A 17,057-nucleotide genomic window follows, 5' to 3' on the forward strand; every position below is an offset into this window, starting at 1 on the left:
CTGGACGTCCAGGGCGCGGGCCTTCGTACGTACGGGGGTAGGTCCTACGCGACCGCCGGCTCCTCGGCCGGCTCGGCCGCGGGGGTCGCGGCGGGGGTGCGGCGGGCGGTGAGGGCGGCGTACACGAGGCCGCCCGTCAGGCCGGAGAGGACGAAGGAGCAGTCCACGCCACCGGTCAGCGCGAGGAGCGGGCCCTCGTAGAAGGGGGTGGTCACCGCGAGGAGGCCGACCCCGGCGCCGATCGCCCAGGAAGCGGTGGCGGCCACGTTCCAGCCGGAGCGGTACCAGTAGATCCCGCCCACCGAGCGGCGGTTGAAGACCTGGAGCGCGTCGGCGTCGTACCGCCCGCGGCAGCGGACGTGGCCGATCAGGGTGATCACGGCCCACGGGGTGCCGATGGCGGTCAGCAGCAGGACGAACGAGGTCATCGCCGACTGCACGTCCCACTCGAAGGAGCCGAAGAACACGAAGGCGGTGGCGACGGCCGCGGCGATGATCGTGGCCGTGGTGCGCGTGGCCTTCGGGACGATGGCGTCGAGGTCGAGGCCCATCGAGTAGAGCATCAGCCCGGCGTTGCCCACCGAGCCGGCCGCGGCGGCCAGGAGCAGCGGGGCCAGGTACCAGAACGGCGCGGCGTCGACGAGCGGCCCGGCGTATTCGGCGCCGGCCTCGGCGGCGAGCGCGGTGTAGGTGCCGAACAGCTGCGGTATCAGCAGCCCGACCAGCAGGCCGAGGCCGGTGGCCCAGTACACCTTGCGGGAGCTGTGCTCGCGGGGGGAGATGTAACGGGTGTAGTCGCCGAGCAGGGTGATGAAGGCGACGGGCCCGCTGAGCCCGGCGGCCACGGCGGCGAGGATCCAGGTCGGCCAGAAGGAGCCGAGCAGGTACGAGGTGTCCGGCGGGGCGGCGGTGGTGAAGTCCGGGGCGTACGCGAAGACGCCGGCGGCCAGCAGGGCCACCATCCCGACGGACAGGATCTTGCTCATCCGCAGCAGCAGCCGGTACCCGAAGACGGCCGCCCCGGCGGTACACGCGGCCAGTACGCCGTACATCACGGCCCGCGACACGCCGGTGTCCGGCAGCCCGGTGAGGCGGGACAGCACGCCCACCATCACGTCGCCGCCGATCCACAGGGTCAGCGCGGTGTAGCCGAGGGAGAGCAGCAGCCCCACCACGGACCCGACGAGCCGGCCGCGGACCCCGAACTGGGCGCCGCTGGAGGTGGAGAGGTTGGTCGCGGTGCGCAGCGAGACCAGTGCCAGCGGCGCGGTGAAGGCGATGCCCACGAGGGTGCCGGTCACGATCGCGGTGACCGAGGGCCACAGGCCCAGCCCGAAGGACGGAGGCAGCCAGCCGAAGACGATCACACCGAGGCAGAGATTGGAGCCGAGGAGGATCGACATCAGGTCACGGGGACCGCTCGTGCGCTCCTCGTCGGGGATGGTGTCGACTCCGCGCTGTTCGATGGGCATGAGGGACTCCCTTGGCAGGGCGGGGGGTGGTTGCGCAATGTTTGAGCGACACTCAATGTGACCTAAGCCCAGGTCTTAGGTCAATGATTCCCTGCGAAGAAATGAAGAGTTAGAGTCATGCTCTAACCCATCGAGGCAAAAGGTGGTGGATCGCCGTGCGGCTGACCCCTACGGAGCGCGACCGGCTGCTGCTGCGCAGCGCAGCGGAACTGGCCAGAGCCCGGCGGGCCCGGGGCCTGAAGCTCAACGTCCCGGAGGCCACCGCGCTGATCGCGGACACGGTCTGCGAGGCCGCGCGCGACGGCAGGCGGCTGGCCGAGGCCATCGAGGAGGCCCGCAGCGTGCTGGGCCCCGACGACGTGCTGCCCGGGGTCGCGGACGTGGTCGCCGAGGTGCACGTGGAGGCCGTCTTCGACGACGGCTCCCGCCTCGCGGTGGTCTCCTCCCCGATCCGGGGCGCGGCGGGCCTGGGCGACGACGCCCCGGGCGCGGTCCTGCCCGGCCCCGGCACCCCGCAGCCGGAGCCGGTCCTCCACCTGCGCGTGCGCAACACGGCCCCCGTGCCGGTGAGCGTCACCTCCCACTTCCACTTCTTCGAGGCGAACCCCCGCCTCGACTTCGACCGCGCCGCGGCCTACGGCATGCGGCTGTGCGTACCGGCCGGCTCGTCCGTCCGGTTCGACCCCCACGGCGAGGGCGAGGTCGGCCTGGTCCCGATCGGCGGAGACCGCATCGCGGTCGGCTTCGCGGGCCTGGTCGACGGCCCCCTGGACGCCCCCGGGGCCAAGGCGGAAGCCCTGCGCCGCGCGGCGGCCTGCGGGTACCTCGGCGTGGGCGACACCGGCAGTGAAGGAGCACAGGCGTGAGCCGTCAGACCCCCCACAGCGACCACTGCGCGCCGGGCAGCCGGCACATCGACCCGCACGAGTACGCCTCCGTCTTCGGCCCCCGCGCCGGGGACCGGGTCCGCCTCGGCGACTCCGGGCTGACCGTCCGGGTCGAGTACGACGCCCAGAAGCCCGGCGACGAGTTCCTGGCCGGCTTCGGCAAGACGGCGCGCGACGGACTGCACCTGAAGGCCGCAGCCGTCCGCGAGACCTGCGACGTCGTGATCAGCAACGTCCTCGTCATCGACGCCGTCCTCGGCATCCGCAAGGTCTCCATCGGCATCCGCGAGGGCCGCATCCACGCGATCGGCCGGGCCGGCAACCCCGACACCCTCGACGGCGTGGACGTCGTGGTCGGCACGGGGACGAGCATCGTGTCGGGCGAGGGCCTGATCGCCACCGCCGGAGCCGTGGACACCCACGTCCACCTGCTCTCCCCGCGCATCATGGAGGCCTCGCTCGCCGCGGGCGTCACCACGGTCATCGGCCAGGAGTTCGGCCCCGTCTGGGGCGTCGGCGTCAACTCCCCGTGGGCGCTGAAGCACGCCTTCAACGCCTTCGACGCCTGGCCCGTCAACATCGGCTTCCTCGCCCGCGGCTCCTCCTCCGACGCGGCCCCGCTGGTCGAGGCCCTGGCCGAGGGCGGCGCGTCCGGCTTCAAGGTCCACGAGGACATGGGCGCGCACACCCGCGCCCTGGACACCGCCCTGCGGGTGGCCGAGGAGTACGACGTACAGGTCGCCCTGCACAGCGACGGCCTGAACGAGTGCCTCTCCGTCGAGGACACCCTGCGCGTCCTGGACGGCCGCACCATCCACGCCTTCCACATCGAGGGCTGCGGCGGCGGACACGTCCCCAACGTGCTCAAGATGGCGGGCGTGCCGAACGTCATCGGCTCGTCCACCAACCCGACCCTGCCCTTCGGCCGGGACGCGGTCGCCGAGCACTACGGCATGATCGTCTCCGTCCACGACCTCAAGCCCGACCTCCCCGGCGACGCCGCCATGGCCCGCGACCGGATCCGTGCCGGGACGATGGGCGCCGAGGACGTGCTGCACGACCTGGGCGCGATCGGCATCACCTCCTCCGACGCCCAGGGCATGGGCCGCGCGGGCGAGACCATCCGCCGCACCTTCGCCATGGCCGCCAAGATGAAGGGCGAGCTCGGCCCGCTGGCCGGCGACGGCGAGGGCGACGACAACGCCCGCGTCCTGCGCTACATGGCCAAGCTGACCATCAACCCCGCCATCGCCCACGGCCTGGCCCACGAGATCGGCTCCATCGAGGTCGGCAAGCTCGCCGACATCGTGCTGTGGCGCCCCCAGTTCTTCGGCGCCAAGCCGCAGCTGGTCCTCAAGTCCGGCTTCCCGGCGTACGGGGTCACCGGCGACCCCAACGCGGCCACCGACACCTGCGAGCCGCTGGTCCTCGGACCGCAGTTCGGCTCGTACGGCGCCACCGCCGCGGACATCTCCGTCGCCTTCGTCTCGGCCGCCGCGGCGGCGCTGGGCAGCGACGAGATGCCGACCCGCCGGCGCCGCGTCGCCGTCCGCGGCACCCGCGGCATCGGCCCCGCGGACCTGCTCCTCAACTCCCGGGTGGGCGCGGTCGATGTGGACGCGCGCAGCGGCCTCGTCTCCCTCGACGGGGAGCCGCTGCGCTCCGAAGCGGCCGATTCGGTCTCCCTCAACCGCCTGTACTTCTTGTAAGTCAGCAAAGCCCGTAAGGACCCTGCCATGACCAAGCCCGCAGACCACGGATTCCGGATGCCCGCCGAGTGGGCGCCCCACGAGCGCACCTGGATGGCCTGGCCCAGCCCCAACCCGACCTTCACCAACGACGCCGAGCTCGCCGAGGCCCGGGAAGCCTGGGGCGCCGTCGCCCGCGCGGTCCGCACGTACGAGCCCGTGACCCTCGTGGTGTCGCCCGGTGACGCCGACGGCGCCCGCGCGATCGTCGGCGACGACGTCCGGCTGGTCGAGCAGGAACTCGACGACGCCTGGATGCGCGACATCGGTCCGACCTTCGTCACCAACGACGCCGGCGAGCTGGCGGCCGTGGACTGGACCTTCAACGGCTGGGGCGCCCAGGAGTGGGCCCGCTGGGACCACGACTCGAAGATCGCCCGGCACGTCTCGGACCTGGCCGGCACCCGCACCTTCAGCACCCGCCTGGTCAACGAGGGCGGCGCCGTCCACGTCGACGGCGAGGGCACCGTGCTCCTCACCGACACCGTGCAGCTGGGCGAGGGCCGCAACCCCGGCTGGAGCCGCCAGGAGGTCGAAGCCGAGATCCACGCCCACCTGGGCACCACCAAGGCGATCTGGCTGCCCTACGGCCTGGCCGGCGACTACGGCACGTACGGCACCCAGGGCCACGTGGACATCGTCGCGGCCTTCGCCCGCCCCGGCGTGGTGCTGGTCCACACCCAGCCCGACCCGGCCCACCCGGACCACGAGCGCTGCAAGACCATCGCCGCCATCCTGCGCGCGTCCACCGACGCCCGCGGCCGGCAGCTGGAGGTCGTGGAGGTCCCCGCGCCGACGGTGCTCGAAGAGGACGGGGAGTGGGTGGACTACTCCTACATCAACCACTACCTGTGCAACGGCGGCGTGGTGCTGTGCTCCTTCGACGACCCGCGCGACGAGGAGGCGGCGGAGATCTTCCGCGGTCTGTTCCCCGAGCGGACCGTGACACTCGTTGACGCACGTACGATTTTCGCCGGGGGTGGCGGCATCCACTGCATCACCCAGCAGCAGCCGAAGGTCTGACCCAGGGGACCACGGCATACCGACAGGAGCGGCCCATGGTGGCGGGCGAGGTACCGGTGCGCGCGGCGCGGAAGAACGCGCCCCCGCGCGAGGACGTACTGGCCGCCGCCATGGCCACGATCGCCGAGCGCGGCCTGGACGGCCTCACCATGGCCGGCCTCGGCCGCCAGGTCGGCATGAGCAGCGGCCACCTCCTCTATTACTTCGGGAGCAAGGACGAGCTCCTGCTCCAGACCCTGGAGTGGAGCGAGGCGGCCCTGGGCGTCGAGCGGCGGGCCCTGCTGTCCCGGCGGGGCCCGGCCCGCGAGCGCCTGCAGGCGTACGTGGACCTGTACGTGCCCGAGGCCGCGCGCGATCCGCACTGGACGCTGTGGCTGGAGGTCTGGAACCGCTCCCAGAACGCCGGCCCGCAGGAGCGCGAGCGGCAGGAGGCCATCGAGGGCGCCTGGCACCGCGACCTGGTGGCCCTGCTCGCCGAGGGCATCTCGCGCGGGGAGTTCCGGCCGGTGGACCCCGACCGCTTCGGGGCCCGGCTGCGGGCCCTGCTCGACGGGTTCAGCATCCAGGTCGCCGTGGGACTGCCGGGGATGGGGCGGGGCGACATCCTGGACCACGTCTCGGAATTCCTCGACGAGGCGCTCGTATCGTGAGACATGTGTCCATGGGTGCGGGCCGCTGTGCCACACTTCGGGCGTGCCTGCTCAGCTCATGATTATGGACAGCAGCGCGCCGGTCCGCAGTGACCGCTGAACCGTGGAAGAACTTCGCGGAGGCGGCCATCGTGCCCCAGACCCGCGCGCAGACCTCTCGCACCCGCGAGAGGTCTTTTCGTTTTCCGGCGCACATCATGCCGGGGCCGGACAGCGCGCGATGATGGGGGCAGTGGATCCCGGGCATCCGGAAACCACTCACCCGACAGGAGTCAGATCAGCATGACGACGACACCAGAGGCGGCAACCGTGCCGTCTGGGGGCCTCGACGACAGCTTCCACGTCTTCGACACCACCCTGCGCGACGGCGCCCAGCGTGAGGGCATCAACCTCACGGTCGCGGACAAGCTGACCATCGCCCGGCACCTGGACGACTTCGGGGTGGGCTTCATCGAGGGCGGCTGGCCCGGCGCCAACCCCCGCGACACGGAGTTCTTCTCCCGCGCCCGCGCCGAGATCGACTTCAAGCACGCCAAGCTCGTCGCCTTCGGCGCGACCCGCCGGGCGGGCGGCTCGGCCGCCACCGACCCGCAGGTCCGTGCCCTGCTGCAGTCCGGCGCCCCGGTGATCACGCTGGTCGCCAAGTCCCACGACCGGCACGTCGAGCTCGCCCTGCGCACCACCCTCGAGGAGAACCTGGAGATGGTCCGCGACACCGTCTCCCACCTGGTCGGCCAGGGCCGCCGGGTCTTCGTCGACTGCGAGCACTTCTTCGACGGCTACCGCGCCAACGCCGAGTACGCGAAGGCCGTCGTACGCACCGCCCACGAGGCCGGTGCCGACGTGGTCATCCTCTGCGACACCAACGGCGGCATGCTGCCCGCGCAGGTGACCGCCACCGTCGCCACCGTCCTCGCCGACACCGGCGCGCGCCTGGGCATCCACGCCCAGGACGACACCGGCTGCGCGGTCGCCAACACCCTGGCCGCCGTCGATGCCGGCGCCACCCACGTCCAGTGCACGGCGAACGGCTACGGCGAGCGCGTCGGCAACGCCAACCTCTTCCCGGTCGTCGCCGCGCTGGAGATCAAGTACGGGCGCCAGGTGCTCCCCGAGGGCGCCCTCGCCGAGATGACCCGCATCTCGCACGCCATCGCCGAAGTCGTGAACCTGACCCCGTCCACGCACCAGCCGTACGTCGGCGTCTCCGCCTTCGCGCACAAGGCGGGCCTGCACGCCTCGGCCATCAAGGTCGACCCCGACCTCTACCAGCACATCGACCCCGAGCGGGTCGGCAACACCATGCGGATGCTGGTCTCCGACATGGCCGGCCGCGCCTCCATCGAGCTCAAGGGCAAGGAGCTCGGCGTCGACCTCGGCGGGGACCGCGCGCTGATCTCCCGGGTCGTCGAGCGGGTCAAGGAGCGGGAGCTCCAGGGCTACACCTACGAGGCCGCCGACGCCTCCTTCGAGCTGCTGCTGCGCGCCGAGGCCGAGGGGCGGGCGCGCAAGTACTTCCGCATCGAGTCCTGGCGGGCGATCGTCGAAGACCGCCCGGACGGCACCCACGCCAACGAGGCCACGGTGAAGCTGTGGGCCAAGGGTGAGCGGATCGTCGCGACGGCGGAGGGCAACGGCCCGGTCAACGCGCTGGACCGGGCACTGCGGGTGGCGCTGGAGCGGTTCTACCCGCAGCTGGCCAAGTTCGAGCTGGTGGACTACAAGGTCCGCATCCTGGAGGGCAAGCACGGCACGGAGTCCACGACCCGCGTGCTGATCGCCACGACGGACGGGGTCCGCGAGTGGAACACGGTGGGCGTGGCCCAGAACGTGATCGCCGCGTCCTGGCAGGCGCTGGAGGACGCCTTCACCTACGGCCTGCTGCACGCGGGCGTCGAACCGGCCGAGTAGCCAACAGGCCTCGCCGGGTTTCGCCCCCGGCGAGGTCCGCCGCGGTGGAGGCCGCCTCGCCCGGGTGGCTCTCGCCGTCCGCGGGCCAGGGGAGACGGTCTTATGTCCTGCTAACACAGGAAACATCCGGTTCGGGTAGCGTCATAACCATGAGGACCAGGCTTATATCCGTATTCTCCGGACTGCTGCTGGCCCTGTCGGCGACCGCCCTCGTGGCCGCCCCGCAGGCAGTGGCCGCCACCGGACCCGCCGCCGTGGGGGAGGCCCTCAAGGAGGGCCCGGTCTACGTCGACCCCCGCGCCGAGGCGCAGCTGCCGAAGGCGCAGGCCGACGCGCTCGCGAAGAAGATCAAGGACGCCGGGAAGCCGGTGTTCGTCGCCGTGCTGCCGGCCACCGCCGACTTCCCCGCCGCCAGCGTGCTCCGCACGATCCGCACCGAGACCGGCGTCACCGGGCTCTACGCGGTCCGGCTGGGCGACGGCTTCAATGCCGGCGCCGACAAGTCCGTCATGCCGGCCAACGCCGTACGCAACCTCACCGACGCGGTGAAGGCGGGCGGGGCCGTGGACGCGTCCACCGAACTCAACAACTTCGTGGACCAGGCCCTCTCCCAGGCCAAGGGCAAGGCCCCGGCCTCCTGGGGCTCCACGGGCAGCGACAGCGGCGCCCCGGTCGGCGGCCTGATCGCGCTCGGTGCGGTCGCGGCCGTCGGCGGTGGCGGCGCGTACGCCCTGGTCAAGCGCAACCGCAAGAAGAAGGAAGAGACGCGGCGCGAGGCCATCGAGCGCCTGAGCGTGGTCGTCGACGAGGACATCACGGCCTTCGGCGAGGAGCTGGACCGGCTGGACTTCCACCCCGGCGAGCCCGGTGCCGACGACGCCATGCGGCGGGACTACGAGCAGGGGCTGGACTCCTACGAGAGGGCCAAGCAGATCATGGCCTCGGTCCAGCACCCCGAGGAGGTCAAGGGGGTCACCCAGGCTCTGGAGGACGGCCGGTACGCCCTGGTGTGCCTGGACGCGCGCCGGCAGGGCCGGCCGCTGCCCGAGCGCCGTTCCCCGTGCTTCTTCGACCCGCGGCACGGGCCGAGCACCGAGGACGCGTCCTGGGCCCCGGCGGGCGGGGCCGCCCGTACCGTGCCGGTCTGCGCGGCGGACGCCGTGCGACTGCGCGACGGTCTGGACCCGGCGATCCGCACGGTCGACACCGAACACGGGCCGCGCCCCTACTACGACGCCGGCCCGGCGTACGGTCCCTGGGCCGGCGGCTACTTCGGCGGCGGCATGCTGCCCGGTCTGCTCATGGGCACGATGCTCGGCTCGATGATGTCGAGTCCCGCCTACGCCTCCGACTTCGGCGGCGGCATGGGCGGCGGTTTCGAGGGCGGAGAGGTCTCCGGAGCCGACTTCGACCCGTCCGCTTTCGGCGGCGGGGACTTCGGTGGCGGGGACTTCGGCGGCGGTGGCGGCTTCGACGGCGGGGGCGGCTTCGACTAGCCGCCCCCTGCGGGGCCGGTCGGCCGGGGTCAGGCCTGCTTGATGGCGGAGATGTCGAAGGTCAGCTTCACCTTGTCGCTGACCATCACACCGCCCGCCTCCAGCGCGGCGTTCCAGGTCAGGCCCCAGTCGGAGCGCAGGATCTCGGCGGAGCCCTCGAAGCCGACGCGCTCGTTGCCGTAGACGTCCGTGGCGGAGCCGGCGAACTCCAGGTCGATGGAGAGTGGGCGCGTGATGTCCTTGATGGTCAGCTCGCCGGTGATGCGGTACGCGTCGCCGCCGAGCTGGGCCGCCTCGGTGGAGCGGAAGCTCATCAGGGGGAAGGCCTCGGCGTCGAAGAAGTCCCCGCTGCGCAGGTGGGCGTCGCGGTCGGCGATGCCGGTGCCGACCGAGGCGATCTTGACGTCGATGGCGGCCGTGGACCGGGACGGGTCGCTGCCGTCGAGGTGCAGGGTGCCCTCGTGGTCGGTGAAGCTGCCGCGGACGTTGGTGACCATGGCGTGTCGGACGGTGAAGCCGATGCTGCTGTGGCCGGCGTCGATGACGTAGTCGCCCGTGAGCGCGGCGAGGGCCGGGTCCACGTCGAGCGTGGCGACGGCGGTGGTGTTCGTGTCCTGGCTGCGGCGGGTGAAGAGACCCATGGCTTCCTCCTCGGAAGAGTGCTGCTCGGTTCTGGTTGAACCTTCAACAACAACGACGCTAGACCCATTCCGTTCAAATTTCAACATCCTGGGCCCGTGTCGGGCAGTTTTGTTGAATGTCCACAAAGGACAGAGGTCCCCGCTGGTGGTGTCGGCGCCTCACGGGACACTTCTGTCCGGCCCGGACAGCGGAAGACACCCGAGACTGTGTGGATTCAACGGAGGATTTTCATGGTGCTCTTCGTAAGGTCGGTACATGACCGTTGTGGACCAGACTCCGAGCGAGCCGACGGACGCCCGCGGCCGCGTGGCCGAGCTGCACGACCTGCGTGAGCAGGCGCGGCGCGGCCCCAGCGACCGGGCGACCGAGACCCAGCACGCCAAGGGCAAGCTGACCGCCCGCGAACGCATTGCGCTGCTGCTCGACGAGGGTTCCTTCAAGGAGGTCGAACAGCTCCGCCGCCACCGCGCGACCGGCTTCGGCCTGGAGTCCAAGAAGCCCTACACGGACGGTGTCATCACCGGCTGGGGCACGGTCGAGGGCCGCACCGTCTTCGTCTACGCGCACGACTTCCGCATCTTCGGCGGCGCCCTGGGCGAGGCCCACGCCGCCAAGATCCACAAGATCATGGACATGGCCATCGCGGCCGGTGCCCCGCTGGTCTCCCTCAACGACGGCGCCGGCGCCCGCATCCAGGAGGGCGTCTCCGCCCTCGCGGGCTACGGCGGCATCTTCCAGCGCAACACCAGGGCCTCGGGAGTCATCCCGCAGATCTCGGTCATGCTGGGCCCGTGCGCGGGCGGCGCGGCCTACTCCCCGGCGCTCACGGACTTCGTCTTCATGGTCCGCGACACCTCGCAGATGTTCATCACCGGCCCGGACGTGGTCCGCGCGGTGACCGGCGAGGAGATCACCCAGAACGGCCTCGGCGGCGCCGACGTGCACGCCGAGACCTCGGGCGTCGCGCACTTCGCGTACGACGACGAGGAGACCTGCATCTCCGAGGTGCGCTACCTCATCTCGATGCTCCCCTCCAACAACCGCGAGAACCCCCCGGTCCACCAGACCGACGACCCCGCCGACCGGCGCTCGGACGTCCTCTTGGACCTGGTCCCCGCGGACGGCAACCGCCCGTACGACATGCTCAAGGTCATCGAGGAGCTCGTCGACGAAGGCGACGTCCTGGAGATCCACGAGCGCTGGGCCCGCAACATCATCTGCGCCCTGGCGCGGATGGACGGCCAGGTCGTCGGCATCGTCGCCAATCAGCCCGGCCACCTCGCCGGCGTCCTGGACATCCACGCGTCCGAGAAGGCCGCGCGCTTCGTCCAGCTCTGCGACGCCTTCAACATCCCGATCATCACGCTGCTGGACGTCCCCGGCTTCCTGCCGGGCGTCGACCAGGAGCACGGCGGCATCATCCGCCACGGCGCCAAGCTCCTGTACGCGTACTGCAACGCGACGGTGCCCCGTATCTCGCTGATCCTGCGCAAGGCGTACGGCGGTGCCTACATCGTCATGGACTCCCAGTCCATCGGTGCCGACCTCACCTACGCCTGGCCCACCAACGAGATCGCCGTGATGGGCGCCGAAGGCGCCGCCAACGTCATCTTCCGCAAGCAGATCGCGGACGCCGAGGACTCCGAGGCCATGCGCGCCCGCATGGTCAAGGAGTACAAGGCCGAGCTGATGCACCCGTACTACGCGGCCGAGCGCGGCCTCGTCGACGACGTCATCGACCCCGCCGAGACCCGTGAGGTGCTCGTCAGCGCCCTCGCGATGCTCCGCAACAAGCACGCCGATCTGCCGTCCCGCAAGCACGGCAACCCGCCGCAGTAACAAGCGAAGGAGACCTGCCACCCATGAGCGTCACCACCACCGACACCCTGCTGCGCGTCGAAAAGGGCAACGCCGCCCCCGAGGAGCTCGCCGCGATCACCGCGATCCTCCTCGCCCGCGCCGCGGCCGCCCCCGAGGACGCCGGCACCCACCCCCGCTCCCAGGCCGGCTGGCGCCGCCTGGAGCGCACCCCGGGCTTCCGCGCCCCGCACAGCTGGCAGGGCTGAGCCTCCGAGCGCGACGCAAGGGCCCCGCACCCCTCCCAGGGTGCGGGGCCCTTCGCGTACCCCGGCCCGGGCGTACGGGGCCCAAGGCGAAGGCCCCCCGCGCCGGACGGCACGGGGGGCCTTCGTGAGTGTGCGGGCGGACGCTACCGCAGGCGGGCCATGAGGGCGTGCTCGACCAGGGTGATGAGCGCGCTCTTGGCGTCCGCGCGGTGGCGGGCGTCGGTGGTGATGATGGGGGCGTCCGGGCCGATCTGCAGGGCCTCGCGGACTTCCTCCGGGGTGTACGGCTGGTGTCCGTCGAAGCCGTTCAGGGCGATGACGAAGGGCAGGCCGCTGTTCTCGAAGTAGTCGACGGCGGGGAAGCAGTCGGCGAGCCGGCGGGTGTCGACGAGCACGACGGCGCCGATGGCGCCGCGGACCAGGTCGTCCCACATGAACCAGAAGCGGTCCTGGCCCGGGGTGCCGAAGAGGTACAGGATCAGGTCCTGGTCCAGGGTGATGCGGCCGAAGTCCATCGCGACCGTGGTGGTCGTCTTGTCCCCGGTGTGGGTGAGGTCGTCGATGCCGGCGGAGGCGCTCGTCATGACGGCTTCGGTGCGCAGCGGGTTGATCTCGGAGACCGCGCCGACGAACGTGGTCTTGCCCACGCCGAAGCCGCCCGCCACCACGATCTTCGCGGAGGTGGTGGAGCGAGGAGCCGCTCCGCCGTTAGAGCTTGCGAAGTCCACTGAGCACCCTTTCGAGCAGTGTCACATCTGGTTGGCCGCCGGCAGACTCATCGCCGCCGGGCTGGTGAATGGCGACGAGGCCCGCCTCCGCCAAGTCGGCGACGAGGATCCGGGCGACACCAAGAGGAATGGAGAGAAGTGCCGAGATCTCCGCGACGGATTTGATCTCCTGGCACAGGCGGCAGATGCGCTGGTGCTCGGGCAACTGCCCTTGCAGCCGGGCGGGATCGGCCGTGGTACTGACCAGCGCCTCGATGGCGAGCTGGTAGCGCGGCCGGGTCCGGCCGCCGGTCATCGCGTACGGGCGCACCAGCGGGTTGTGAGCCTTCGGGGCCTGCGGCTGCGAGGTCCGGTGGGGCTGCTGCGACGGGCGCCCGGGCTGCTGGTGCTGCGGGGGCTGCCCGTACGGCTGCTGGTAGGGGTTGTGCTCCGGCGCGGGCCGGTTGCTGGGCGAGGAGGGGAAGTTGAAGCGGTTCTGGTCGTGCCCACCCTGCGGCTGCTGCGCGCCGCCATAAGGATGTCCTCCGGGTGTTGTCACGTTTCCTCCTCCGACTCCAAGAACGCAGTACTTCCTGTGGAACCGCGCCACCGCACCCTATGGTGCGATGGCGCGAAACGCACTGCCTGTCTGCTAGTTGAGAAGACTTCCCTGCAGCTCCGCACGCAGGTCCGGCGTCAGTACGGTGCCCGCACGATCCACCAGAAGAGCCATCTCGTAGCCCACGAGGCCGATGTCGCACTCGGGGTGCGCGAGCACCGCGAGGGACGATCCGTCGGAGACGGACATGAGGAAGAGGAACCCCCGGTCCATCTCGACCACCGTCTGGTTGACGGCGCCACCCTCGAAGATGCGGGAGGCTCCGGCGGTGAGCGACGTCAGCCCGGAGGCCACGGCCGCCAGCTGATCGGCGCGGTCGCGCGGGAATCCGTCGGACATCGCCAGAAGAAGGCCGTCGGCGGAGACCACCACCGTGTGGGACACCCCTGGGGTGTTGTCCACGAAATTGGTGATCAACCAGTTCAGGTTCTGTGCCGCCTGGCTCATCGGGCTCACACTAACGCTCCTGGTCATAGCTGTTACTTGACTGCTCGGAACCCGCGCTGCGTCCCTGCTGGACACCGCGCCGCAGGTTGCTCAACCTGCCGCGGACGTCCTCCGGAGCGCGGGAGACCTGGGGGCCGCCCTGCGGGGTCGTCTCCGCAGCACCCTCGACCAGGTTGGCCTTGGGTACCCGCCGAGGGAGACCGGACGGGGTGATCCCGCCCGCCTTCGGCTCGCGGAGCTTGCCAGCCTGCTGCCAGCGCTCGTCGTTGCGTGAGCGCCAGGCCTCAGTGCCTTCAGTTTCCTCCGGGGCCCGCTCCGGTTCAGCGGGCTGCTGCTGACGCTGCGGCCGCTGCTCGAAGAGGGATCCGGTGGACTCCGCTTCCTGCTGTGCCGACCGCCCCTGCTGCTGGCTGCCGCGGCGCGGCAGGCCCGCTCCGGTCATCTGGTGACCGGTGTCGGCAGCGGCACCCGGACGGTCGAAGCCTACGCGTTCCGGGGCCGGTTCGGGAGCGGCCGGGGATTCCGATTCGGTCCCGTAATCCTGCTGGTAGGCCCCGGAGTAGGTGTTCTGCTCGGGCCACTCCGCCTGCTGCGACTGGGCTTCGTACCCGTTGCCGTAGGCCGGACCGTCCTGCTGCTGATCCGCGTACTCGGCTTCCGGATACGCGTACCCCTGCTGCGGGTAGGCCTGGTATCCCTGGGGCGCTTCCTGGGGCTGCTGAGCGCGCTGGGAGGCGTACGAGTCCTCGTACCCCTGCTCGGGCTGCTGCTCGTAGCCCTGGTACGGCTGGTAGCCGTGCTCGGGCTGGGGTTCCGGATACTCCTGGCCGGGGTACTCGGGCTGCGCCTGCGGATAGCCCACCTGGGCCTCCAGCGCGGCCCGGCGCTCCTCGCGGCCGAGGGACCGCCCGACGGGGTCGAGTTCGCGGCCGTCGGCGCCCGGCTGGTCGGCCCGGTGGACATCGTAGCGGGAGTCGTCGAAGCCGAGCTCGGCCGCCGTGCGCAGCGGCGCGGGCTGCTGCGCCTGCTGCTGCGGGATCATCGAGGAGACCGTGAAGTCGTCCTCCGGTATCCCCTCGCCACCACCACCGTGGGTGATGGCGTCCGGGAGCATGACCAGCGACGTGGTGCCGGCCGCCTCGCCCGAGGGGCGCAGCTGGACGCGGATGCCGTGGCGGTCCGCAAGCCGGCCGACCACGAACAGACCCATGCGCTGCGAGATCGCGGCGTCCACGGTCGGCGGGTTGGCCAGCTTGTGGTTGATGTCCGCGAAGTCCTCGGCGGTCAGGCCGATGCCCTTGTCGTGGATCTCGACCATGACGCGGCCGTCGGGCAGACGCGTGGCGTTGACCCGGACCTTGGTCTGGGGGGAGGAGAACGTGGTGGCGTTCTCCAGCAGCTCGGCGAGCAGGTGCACGAGGTCGGTCACGGCCTGGCCGTGGATCTCGGCCTCGGAGACGCCCGAGAGCTCGACGCGCTCGTACTGCTCCACCTCGGAGGAGGCGGCGCGCAGGACGTCGACGAGGGGGACCGGCTGGTCCCAGCGGCGGCCCGGTTCCTCACCCGCGAGGATGAGGAGGTTCTCGCCGTTGCGGCGCATACGGGTGGCCAGGTGGTCCAGGCGGAAGAGGTTCTCCAGCTGGTCCGGGTCCGCCTCGTTGTTCTCCAGGTCGGTGATGAGGGTCAGCTGGCCCTCGATCAGCGACTGGTTGCGCATGGAGAGGTTCGTGAAGATCGCGTTGACGTTCCCTCGCAGGAGCGCCTGCTCGGCGGCGAGCCGGACCGCTTCCCGGTGGACCTGGTCGAAGGCGCGGGCGACCTCGCCGATCTCGTCCTGGGAGTCGATCGGGATCGGGGTGACGCGGGTGTCGACCTTGCCCGGGTCGGTGCGCGAGAGCTGGTCGACGAGCATCGGCAGGCGCTGCTCGGCGACCTCGAAGGCGGCGGTGCGCAGGCGGCTCATCGCGCGGCTCATCTGGCGGGCCATCATGCCGGCCAGGATGAAGGCGGCGAGGAGGGCCACGACCACGATGGCGCCGTTGATGATGGCGTCGTTGCGGGCGCTGTCGGAGATCGCGATGCTCTCCGCGAGGGCCTTGTCGAGGAATTCCTTCTCGATCTCGGCGTACCCGTCGAACTTCGCGGTGGCGGCGGCCTGCCAGGCCGGCGGGGTGGTGCCCGCCTGGGCCAGCTTGGTGTTCTTCTCGCCGCTGGCTATCGCCTCGGTCATGCCGGTGAGCGCGGAGCCGTTGACCAGGGGGGGCGCCTTGAAGACCGTGCCGGCCTGTTCCGCGGCCGTCTTGGCCTCGGCGAGCTTGGCGGCGCCGTCCTGGGACTTCTTGGCCATGATCTCGCGGAGGCGGTTGGTGTCCTCCTCCGTGCCCGCGGCGACGAACTCGCCGATGGCGATCTCTTCGAGGTAGGCGTAGGAGGAGAAGGCGACCAGCTGTGCCTTGCGGACTTCCTCGTTGTCGCTCGGGCGGACCAGCAGGTGGGTACCCACGGAACGCTGGAGCGAGTTCGCGGCCTTGGCCAGCTCCACCGCGTAGACCATGCGGCCGTACGAGGTCACGTTGCCGGTGCCGAGGCCCAGTTCGTTGGAGAACTGCATGAGGTAGTGCTGGACCAGCAGGTAGCCCTCTTCGGTCGGGATGGGGCCCGCCGTCGTGGGGAGGTTCTTCTTCGCGGTCTCCGGCGCCACGTAGGCCGACTTGCGGACCAGCTCCAGCTTCGGCTCTTCCTGCTGGAAGAGCTGGAGGCGGCGCTCCAGGCCCTGCTTCTGCGGCAGGTCCTTCGCGGCCTCGGCGAACCTGGCCTTGGCGGAGTCGGTGGCCGCGTAGGCCTTGGCGACGGCCTCGTTGTTCTTGTCGCCCTTGAGGAGCGGCTCGGCCGTGACGTCGCGCTCGTTGAGGAGGGCCTGGCCGTATTCGGCCGCCGCCTGGACGATGCGGGCCGTCTTCTCGGCGTCCTTGGCCTCGTTCCAGGTGTCGATGGAGCCCTTCACCTGGAAGCCGCCCATGACCAGTCCGACGAGGACGGGTACGAGCAGGATGGCGTTCAGACGCGTCGGCACACGCCAGTTGCGGGGCGAGAACCTGCTGGTGCTGCCACCGCTCGCCGGGGGGTCCACGGGTACGTCGATGGGTGACGCGGCCGCGCGCGGCGGCGGGGTGAAGTTGCCGCGCGCGGGTTCATCCGCGGGGCTCGAGTTGCTTCGCCTCACTCGACCAACAACCTCTCGGCGGTGCTACTAGCTAGTTCGTTGAATTCCAGCACGGTTAACGGCCGTGTTCCAAACAGTTGAAACCGGCCATTCCCAGAGCCTTATGCCCCACATAAACCGGACATAAAGAGCGTCCTGCGGCAAAAACCGGGCCAGTTGTGAGCGC

At 70.9% G+C, this 17,057-nt stretch carries 14 protein-coding genes; 8 read left to right on the plus strand and 6 right to left on the minus strand.

Annotated features, from left to right (window positions below; translation table 11 throughout):
- Positions 1–44: 44 nt before the first annotated feature.
- Entirely contained in the window at positions 45–1,472 is a 1,428-nt protein-coding gene (locus ACFWB8_RS22725) for a cytosine permease (protein WP_385229929.1), read from the minus strand.
- A gap of 155 nt (positions 1,473–1,627) precedes the next feature.
- Here ACFWB8_RS22725 and ureA point away from each other — a divergent pair, with 155 nt between their 5' ends.
- The 6 genes from ureA to ACFWB8_RS22755 all read left to right on the plus strand — a co-directional run bounded on the left by ureA (position 1,628) and on the right by ACFWB8_RS22755 (position 9,187).
- Positions 1,628–2,338, plus strand: coding sequence for an urease subunit gamma (gene ureA / locus ACFWB8_RS22730; RefSeq protein ID WP_385229932.1), 711 nt, complete (start codon positions 1,628–1,630; stop codon positions 2,336–2,338).
- 47 nt (positions 2,339–2,385) lie between these two features.
- Positions 2,386–4,068 (plus strand): urease subunit alpha, encoded by a 1,683-nt coding sequence (locus tag ACFWB8_RS22735; RefSeq protein WP_385230040.1) that lies wholly within the window; start codon positions 2,386–2,388, stop codon positions 4,066–4,068.
- 27 nt (positions 4,069–4,095) lie between these two features.
- On the plus strand, positions 4,096–5,130 hold the full coding sequence (locus ACFWB8_RS22740; RefSeq protein WP_385229935.1) for an agmatine/peptidylarginine deiminase: 1,035 nt from the start codon (positions 4,096–4,098) through the stop codon (positions 5,128–5,130).
- Between the two features lie 35 nt (positions 5,131–5,165).
- A complete protein-coding gene (locus ACFWB8_RS22745) occupies positions 5,166–5,780 on the plus strand; it encodes a TetR/AcrR family transcriptional regulator (RefSeq protein ID WP_385229938.1) in 615 nt (204 codons plus the stop codon).
- Positions 5,781–6,062: 282 nt separating this feature from the next.
- Positions 6,063–7,691 (plus strand): citramalate synthase, encoded by a 1,629-nt coding sequence (gene cimA / locus ACFWB8_RS22750; RefSeq protein ID WP_385229941.1) that lies wholly within the window; start codon positions 6,063–6,065, stop codon positions 7,689–7,691.
- Between the two features lie 149 nt (positions 7,692–7,840).
- Positions 7,841–9,187, plus strand: coding sequence for a hypothetical protein (locus ACFWB8_RS22755; protein ID WP_385229943.1), 1,347 nt, complete (start codon positions 7,841–7,843; stop codon positions 9,185–9,187).
- A gap of 29 nt (positions 9,188–9,216) precedes the next feature.
- Here the strand turns inward: ACFWB8_RS22755 and ACFWB8_RS22760 are convergent, their stop codons facing one another.
- Entirely contained in the window at positions 9,217–9,828 is a 612-nt protein-coding gene (locus ACFWB8_RS22760; protein WP_385229946.1) for a YceI family protein, read from the minus strand.
- 256 nt (positions 9,829–10,084) lie between these two features.
- Between ACFWB8_RS22760 and ACFWB8_RS22765 the strand changes: the two genes are divergently transcribed.
- Together ACFWB8_RS22765 and ACFWB8_RS22770 are read left to right on the plus strand one after the other, a co-directional pair.
- Positions 10,085–11,668: an acyl-CoA carboxylase subunit beta gene (locus tag ACFWB8_RS22765; RefSeq protein WP_385229949.1), complete on the plus strand. Its 1,584-nt coding sequence runs from the start codon at positions 10,085–10,087 to the stop codon at positions 11,666–11,668.
- A 23-nt stretch (positions 11,669–11,691) separates the two neighbouring features.
- Entirely contained in the window at positions 11,692–11,895 is a 204-nt protein-coding gene (locus ACFWB8_RS22770) for an acyl-CoA carboxylase subunit epsilon (RefSeq protein WP_385229952.1), read from the plus strand.
- A 143-nt stretch (positions 11,896–12,038) separates the two neighbouring features.
- Here ACFWB8_RS22770 and ACFWB8_RS22775 read toward each other — a convergent pair whose 3' ends face one another.
- From ACFWB8_RS22775 to ACFWB8_RS22790, 4 genes are all read right to left on the minus strand, one after another.
- A complete protein-coding gene (locus ACFWB8_RS22775) occupies positions 12,039–12,623 on the minus strand; it encodes an ATP/GTP-binding protein (protein ID WP_007266770.1) in 585 nt (194 codons plus the stop codon).
- A complete protein-coding gene (locus ACFWB8_RS22780) occupies positions 12,604–13,161 on the minus strand; it encodes a DUF742 domain-containing protein (RefSeq protein WP_385229955.1) in 558 nt (185 codons plus the stop codon). Before ACFWB8_RS22780 ends, ACFWB8_RS22775 begins: the two co-directional genes overlap by 20 nt.
- A 93-nt stretch (positions 13,162–13,254) precedes the next feature.
- Entirely contained in the window at positions 13,255–13,668 is a 414-nt protein-coding gene (locus ACFWB8_RS22785) for a roadblock/LC7 domain-containing protein (RefSeq protein ID WP_007266772.1), read from the minus strand.
- Positions 13,669–13,678: 10 nt separating this feature from the next.
- The gene (locus ACFWB8_RS22790) at positions 13,679–16,891 is read right to left on the minus strand and encodes a nitrate- and nitrite sensing domain-containing protein (protein ID WP_385229958.1); all 3,213 of its coding nucleotides are present in this window, start codon (positions 16,889–16,891) and stop codon (positions 13,679–13,681) included.
- Positions 16,892–17,057 lie beyond the last annotated feature (166 nt).

Origin of the sequence: Streptomyces sp. NPDC060031, from assembly GCF_042736805.1 — a bacterium.
Classification (GTDB): Bacteria; Actinomycetota; Actinomycetes; order Streptomycetales; family Streptomycetaceae; genus Streptomyces.